Here is a 7,408-nt window from a genome sequence, read left to right as displayed (position 1 = left end):
TTTGCACCGCCCGCACTACTTACTAACAATTTATGGTCTTCTTCTGAATCAATGTTAATAAAGATTTTACCGCTAAAATGGCTAGGGTCAACTGCTTTTGCACCGCCCGCACTACTTACTAACAATTTATGGTCTTCTTCTGAATCAATGTTAATAAAGATTTTACCGCTAAAATGGCTAGGGTCAACTGCAAAAGCGCCGCCCATCGTTGTCTCTTCTTCTGTCGTAATCACAACTTCAAGAGCAGGATGGGGAATATCAGTTGCATCTAATAAAGATAATGCATATGCAACTGCAATCCCATTATCCGCACCTAACGTTGTATGATTTGCATACAGCATATCTTCAACAATTCGCAATTGAATTGGATCTTTCTCAAAATCATGAACAGTTGATTGATTTTTCTCACATACCATATCCATATGCCCTTGAATAATAATCGTTGGCACATTTTCATATCCAGCTGTTGCTGGCTTCTTTATAATGACATTTAATGCATGATCTTGTACAACTTCTAAATTTCTCTCTTGTGCAAATTTTACTAAGTAATCACTAATTTCTTTCTCATTTCCCGATCCTCTTGGAATCTTTGAAATTTCTGCAAAATGATAAAATACAGGGTGCTTAACTAATTCCGCTAAATTGTTATACATCTGCTTCTCCTCTTTCCATTAAAATAAAATGAAGTTTTGATTTTCCCTACACCTTATTACTATATAACAAGGTGTAAGTTTATATAAGTATTGTATCATTTTCAAATGTTATATGACCCGTTTGTACTTCTTACAAATTTCGTAATTTCGTGTATTAACTTTTATAATTTGTACACTATTTCATATTCCCAACCGTACCACTGTCTGTATCTGGCGGAGCTAACATATCAGGATTTTGACGGTCAAGTTCAATATTACGTGGAATTTTAACAGTAGCTCCTTTATCTCCTCTGATTGGTTGTGGAATCTTTCGCTCTTCACTCTTCCCTTAAAACTCCCCTTTTTTTACGAAAACCCTCACCCTTTTCCTCCTCCGGGTTCTGAAGTGGAGTTTTCTTCTGTTCTCTTTCAATAGATGCTTAGCACGAGTGAAAGAGAAACTTCCAAATAACACAATGCCTCTATTCCATCAATAAGAGTCTCAAGAACTACTTTTTTCAATATACGATAAGAAACACGCACTATATGACTCATCTAAAAAAACCAAAGTAGATGTGCCTTATGACACATCTATTTTGGTTTTTCTATTCATTTTTATATTAGAGTTGTATATGCTTCGGAATTTCTCCTTCTGGTACTTCTCCATCCATGCTCAAATAATAATGCCGAATTGGTTTTAAGTTATCATCTAATTCATAAACAAGCGGAATGCTCGTAGGAATATTTAATGTAACAACGCCATCATCGGATAAATGATCTAAATATTTTACAAGCGAACGGATTGTATTCCCATGCGATGAAATAATTACTTTCTCGCCCTTTTGTAATACTGGCGCAATTTCTTCATGCCAATACGTCAGAACTCGTTTTGTTGTATCTTCTAGACACTCTGTAAGAGGAAATTCTCCTTCTTTTAAATGTTTATATCTAGGGTCTGAAATTTCATAACGCGGATCGTCTTTCGTAAGTGCTGGCGGTCTTACATTTGTACTTCTGCGCCATATATGTACTTGTTCTTCTCCGTACTTCTTCATCGTTTCATCCTTATTTAAGCCTTGCAGTGCACCGTAATGACGTTCATTTAAATGCCATGATTTATAGACAGGTACCCAGGCAAGATCCATCTCATGAAGAATAATCCAAAGCGTTCGAATTGCTCGTTTTAATACAGAAGTGTATGCTACGTCAAACGTATAGCCATTCGCCTTTAAAATTTGTCCTGCTTCTCTCGCTTCCTGTAATCCATTTTTAGACATATCAACATCGGTCCATCCAGTAAACCTATTTTCCACATTCCATACACTTTGACCGTGACGAAGAAGCACAAGCTTAATCATAACAATATCTCCTCCAAGCAATAAAATGTTTACATCTATCATGTACGACTCTTATATTGTTCTTAGTTTCAATTTAGATAATTCAGTTTCAGAAATGTCGCGATGTTTGTATTTCATGAGTTGAACCTCGCCTCCACCTTTTACTCGAAATGTCATCGTCTCTTCTCCATACGGCGGATTATGGGCACCTTTAAACGTAATAACTTGAACGATAACATAAAATTCAAATTCTGCCTCATCTTTCTCAATACTTAATATCTTTTCGCTTCCTCTGTACCATAGCCTACCTTCACCATAATAATCTTGTACAGCACCTCCGATATATTCGACAAGCCGTTCCAAAAGAACTTCCTTTAGCAGTTCTTTTGGAACAGGTACTCTATTTATAACTTTCTTTTCTTCTCGCAAAATCGTCCAATTCTCATGTATTTTCTTTATATGATAAAGAACATTCACACCATTTTGTTTTACAATATGAACATACCCCAAATTCCCTTTTACATACACTCTCGGTTCTAATACCCATTGTTGTTCTCTCCGTAAAATTTCAAAAAATATTTTTGTTAGGGAAGTAACTTTTCCCTCATTTATCAATTCGACAAAATCGTCTAAAACGTACACACGATATCCGTTTATATTCACATCAAAATAATCTTGTATGTTTTTCTTTTCTTCACCATGTACGAGGCTAGTTAAAGAAAACATAAATAAAGCGAAAACAATGATTGTAACAAACTTCTTCATCAAATCACCTCGCCTGTAGTATGTCCTAAAGTTTTTACACACATAAAAAAACATGAGTCCTCTTTTCAGAAGGTACTCATGTTCAATCATTACTATATTTCTATCGTCCGCGCTTTTTCTGCCCCGGCTTTGCGCTGCGCTTCTTTTTGCTCGGTTGACCAAAATGAGATTTCTCTGTTTTCGGTCCTTCTTTTCTATCACGACGTCCAGATTGACCAAATTGTTTCTTCTCTTTAAATGGTTTCTTTTCTCTTGGTTTTTGCGACCTTTGTTCTTTTTTCTCAGGCTCTTGTTTGTTAGGTTGCTCTACTACTTGTCGTTGCAATGATGCGTTAATTCCTTTTTCAATTTGCTGTAAATACATTTTATCTTTTGGCGCAACTAATGTAATCGCAAGTCCACTTCCACCAGCACGGCCTGTCCGCCCGATGCGGTGAATATAACTTTCGACATCTTCTGGGATGTCGTAGTTAAATACATGCGTAACACCTTCTACATCAAGTCCTCTTGCTGCTACATCTGTTGCAATTAAATATTGAATTTCAGCATCTCGAAAACGCTTCATAACACGCTCGCGTTTTGCTTGTGATAAATCACCGTGAAGTTCATCACAGTTATAGCCGTATCCTTTCAGCGCTTCATACAATTTTGTAACTCTGCGTTTCGTGCGGCAGAAGATAACCGCTAAAAACGGTTGATCTCGTTCCATAAGTTGACGCAGCGTATCTTGTTTTGCCCTGTCTGTCGTTTCAACGACGCGCTGTGTAATATTATTTACTGTAACCTCTGCACTTTGAATTTTTATAATTTCAGGTTTTCTCATATAACGTTTTGCAAGAGATTGAATTTGCTTAGCCATCGTTGCAGAAAACAACATCGTTTGTCTCTCTGCAGGTGTTTGTTCAATAATTTCTTCTACCTCTGGTAAAAAGCCAAAATGCAGCATTTGATCCGCTTCATCTAAAACGAGCATAGATACATGTGATAATTCAATTGTCCCGCGGCGTAAATGATCTAATAATCGGCCAGGTGTCGCGACAACGATATGTGTATTTCCTTGTAATTTCTTCATTTGCTGTGAAACATCTTGCCCACCATAAATAGCAAGCACATGAATATCCTTTACATGTTCAGTCATTTTTTGAATTTCGTTTGTGATTTGCAATGCTAACTCTCGCGTCGGTGCTACAATTAACGCCTGTACATGACTAGACTTCGGATTTACTTTTTCTAATATCGGCAAAATAAATGCTAATGTTTTTCCTGTTCCTGTTTTTGCTTGTCCAATAATATCTTTTCCTTCTAGAACTACTGGGATTGCTTTTTCTTGAATCGGAGTCGATTCTGCAATTCCATTTTCTCTTAATGTATCATTTAACGTTGTACTAATTCCTAATTCTAAAAAACCTTTCAAATCCATCACTTCTTTTCACTATTTTTCATATCAAATATTGATTGTACCATTTATTTTGCTAAATATGAAAAATAAGATTACATTTATTCTTATTTTAAATATGTAAAACAAACCCTCTCTTCAAAACGTGCTAACGTTTAAGTGAGGGCTTGCTGGCAATTGAATTATCTTTTCGGTTGTCCCGCTTTAACGAGCAGTAAGACCCTCACCTCAAGACGCAAAGAAAAACTAGTAGCCTAAGTGGGGGATATCCCCCACTTATGGAAGTTTCACTTTATTTTTTTCTCATTTCTTTTTGAATTTTTCTTAATGCTTTTTTAGAGCCTCGATCTATATCATGTTGCAGCTTTCTTTCTTTATAACTTACAAACAAAGTATTTAAATCATAGCCTTCTGGATACAACTCTGCTGCTTTCAATTCCAAAATAACGCGCTTACAATTCACCTCAATAAACTCTTCTTTGTATAGTACTACAATATTATTGAAACTATCTTTTTTCTTGTATACAATACCAGAATCATTGTGATCTAATAATGTTACTTTGTCTCCAATTTCATACTCATAAGTTTCTTTCGTTTTTACTGCATTTACTTCAGGCTTCTTTATTTTATTTTCTTTTACTAGCTCTAAGCTATAATCTTTATTTTCCATATAACACTGTGCTCGCTCCAAAACATGTTTCCGTAAATTCATCTTTCTAGAAATCCAAAGTGCGTTACTGTCTCCAGATTCCCCAATCATTAACTTATACATCGGCTCTAATGTTTCATTATTAAATTGCATAGCCGCATTCATAAAGTCGCTGTGAATTTCTGAGAATCGTTTAATTTCACCATAATGAGTCGTCGCAACTGTGATACACCCCGTATGATAAAACTCTTCTAAGATGGCGATCGCAAGGGCAGCACCTTCATTCGGTTCTGTACCACTACCAATTTCATCAAATAACAACAACGTATTATTGTTAGATATCCTCATAATTTCTGAAATATTTTTCATATGTGAAGAAAAAGTACTTAAAGCATTTTCAATACTTTGATTATCACCTATATCTACAAAAATAGAATCAAAAAGGGCAATTTCAGTCTCTTCATCACCATGAATATGAAACCCTGACATTGTTGCTAAAGTTAATAATCCAATTGTTTTCAAGACAATTGTTTTTCCTCCGGCATTTGGTCCCGTAATGACTAAACTACGATATTCTTTTCCAATCTCAAAATTTAATGGAACAATCTCACCTTGTAAAAGAGGATGTTTACATTCAACTAGTTTTATATATCCATGACTATTTAGTTTCGGTGCGATACCATCAATACTCTTACTAAATTTAGCTTTCGCGAAAATCATATCGTATTGACTGATAAGCTCAATATTAATATTTATATCACTAACATTCTCAAAAATCATTCCTGATAAAGTCGCTAATATTTGATACTCCTCTATCGCCTCTTCCGCTTTTAAACTGGCTAACTCTCCGCTTAATTTTGAAATAACAGCAGGTTCCATAAATACTGTTGAACCTTTAGAAGACACCTCTACAATTGTTCCCGCAACTTGGTTTTTATAAGAAGCCTTAATAGGAACAGTATATCGATCATCTTTTTTACTAATAAAGAATTCTTGAATATACTCTTTATTTGCACTGCTTTTTAAAAATTTATTTAAACGATCTCCAATCTTTTCTTCTGTTGTTTCGATTTGATTTCGAATTCGCTTGAGTTCTTTACTCGCCGCAGAATCAACTCGATTCCCTTTAATAGAAAAATAAATCTCTTCCTCTATATCTTTGAACTCTGCCATCGAGTATGCGTAAGAGCTTAAAACAGGCGCAAAAAATGCTTTGCCTAACATAAATCCCTTAATTTTTCTACACCCTCTTAAAAAATCTGATACGCTCACTAATTCCGCTGGTTCCAAAATCATCCCTTTTTCAAGCTTTCCAATTATGTTTTCTATATTAGAAATCCCAACTAATGGAACGTGACTTTCTGTATTTAATATTGCTTTTGCTTCAGTTGTTTCATTTAAACGATTCTTGACTAATTTTACATTCGAGCTTGGTTGCAGATTATCTAATAATTGTTTTCCTAATCCACTTACACAATATGATTTTACGATTTCCTTTAATTCGTTATACTGCAACTTTTCAAAAGTCATTGTATTCATTTTTGTTCTCCTCACTATGATTTAATAATTGAATCATGTATGAAGATACCTAATAATAAGATTTCAATAAGTTTATAAAAAGTAAAAATTCTCTCAGTGAGGATTGTTCTCCATCCATATCGAAGAGCTCTCCCTACCCAAAAGTATTGAGATAAAAATAAAAAAAGCTGTGGGGATACCACAGCTTTACATACATTTACAAGACAAGTGTAGACAAATATCTATTATTAAACAAACCTTCTCAAAATAAAGGTCTTGGTCTTTAATAATAAATACCGCTACATGCTTTATAAAGTATTGTAGGTATCTTCATAGGTAACTTAAATAAACCCATGACCAAACACAGGGTATATATTGATATAAAAATACCCTTTGTCATCAGATTTATTTCATTAAATTTTTTCCTATTTGGATACTACTCCACTCACAAAAAGCACCTCGTTTAATTTATTTTTTATTCTTATTGAAATCTAAATTATGGAATTATTATACTATATGTACAAAATCAAGTAAAGGTACATCACATTACTTATAAAATTGTTCCGATGAAGATTTTTATAAAAGTAATTTCCCTATTTTGTTGTTAGCGGTACTTCAAACTCTATAATAGATTCCCCGTTTTCCCCTATACTTTCTACCGTAATTTTATCAATAGTAAACCCCATTGTATCTCGAAGTGGCGGCAGGCCTTTTATAACACGTATGGCCATTTCTTTATCGTTTTTTCTTCCCACTGTAACATGTGGAAGATAAGGAATTTCTTTATGAAGAAACGGTTGAAGAAAATCTGTATACAACTTATTATGTAGCTCAAGTATCTTTTCTTTTCCTTCTTCTATGAGTAGAAATAAGTACTCATCTGTATTGGTTACAATTGGATTCAAGGTAATATAAAAAGGATTCATGTTGCCTATATTTATTTCTATATGTTTTTTTAAACCCTCATTTGACACTTGACTCACAAAAGGAAATACTAACGTAATATGAGGTGAAATCAAACCAAATAAAGGGTCATGTTTTCTTCTTATCGCTTCAATTTCTTCTAAATCATTATCATCACTCAAGAAAAGTAAAATTGTTCTCTCCATCG

The 7,408-nt window shown here is 34.3% G+C and carries 6 protein-coding genes and 1 pseudogene; all 7 read right to left on the bottom strand.

Annotation, left to right across the window (positions count from 1 at the left end):
- A partial coding sequence (locus ACIGHG_RS19685; protein WP_396550106.1) for a M20/M25/M40 family metallo-hydrolase occupies nt 1-653 on the bottom strand: 653 nt, incomplete at its 3' end.
- A 178-nt stretch (nt 654-831) separates the two neighbouring features.
- Nucleotides 832-960 (bottom strand): annotated as a pseudogene (locus tag ACIGHG_RS19680) (oxalate decarboxylase); the annotation flags it as partial.
- A 292-nt stretch (nt 961-1,252) separates the two neighbouring features.
- Nucleotides 1,253-1,990, bottom strand: a complete 738-nt coding sequence (gene gpmA / locus ACIGHG_RS19675) for a 2,3-diphosphoglycerate-dependent phosphoglycerate mutase (protein WP_396550104.1) — start codon at nt 1,988-1,990, stop codon at nt 1,253-1,255.
- Between the two features lie 51 nt (nt 1,991-2,041).
- Complete coding sequence (locus ACIGHG_RS19670; protein WP_396550102.1) at nt 2,042-2,734, bottom strand: DUF3888 domain-containing protein; 693 nt, start codon at nt 2,732-2,734, stop codon at nt 2,042-2,044.
- A 100-nt stretch (nt 2,735-2,834) separates the two neighbouring features.
- Nucleotides 2,835-4,157, bottom strand: coding sequence for a DEAD/DEAH box helicase (locus ACIGHG_RS19665; RefSeq protein WP_396550100.1), 1,323 nt, complete (start codon nt 4,155-4,157; stop codon nt 2,835-2,837).
- A 265-nt stretch (nt 4,158-4,422) separates the two neighbouring features.
- Nucleotides 4,423-6,318, bottom strand: coding sequence for an endonuclease MutS2 (locus ACIGHG_RS19660; RefSeq protein ID WP_396550098.1), 1,896 nt, complete (start codon nt 6,316-6,318; stop codon nt 4,423-4,425).
- A 572-nt stretch (nt 6,319-6,890) separates the two neighbouring features.
- Nucleotides 6,891-7,406 (bottom strand): 2'-5' RNA ligase family protein, encoded by a 516-nt coding sequence (locus ACIGHG_RS19655; protein WP_396550096.1) that lies wholly within the window; start codon nt 7,404-7,406, stop codon nt 6,891-6,893.
- Nucleotides 7,407-7,408 lie beyond the last annotated feature (2 nt).

The organism is Bacillus sp. NPDC077411, from assembly GCF_044543425.1.
Taxonomy (GTDB): Bacteria; Bacillota; Bacilli; order Bacillales; family Bacillaceae_G; genus Bacillus_A; species Bacillus_A bruguierae.
This window is presented reverse-complemented; position numbering and strand designations above follow the sequence as displayed.

Excerpts from the sequence above, each read along its gene's own strand:
- gpmA (WP_396550104.1), bottom strand. The coding sequence starts at position 1,990 with ATGATTAAGCTTGTGCTTCTTCGTCACGGTCAAAGTGTATGGAATGTG.
- ACIGHG_RS19670 (WP_396550102.1), bottom strand. The coding sequence starts at position 2,734 with ATGAAGAAGTTTGTTACAATCATTGTTTTCGCTTTATTTATGTTTTCT.
- ACIGHG_RS19660 (WP_396550098.1), bottom strand. The coding sequence starts at position 6,318 with ATGAATACAATGACTTTTGAAAAGTTGCAGTATAACGAATTAAAGGAA.
- ACIGHG_RS19655 (WP_396550096.1), bottom strand. The coding sequence starts at position 7,406 with ATGGAGAGAACAATTTTACTTTTCTTGAGTGATGATAATGATTTAGAA.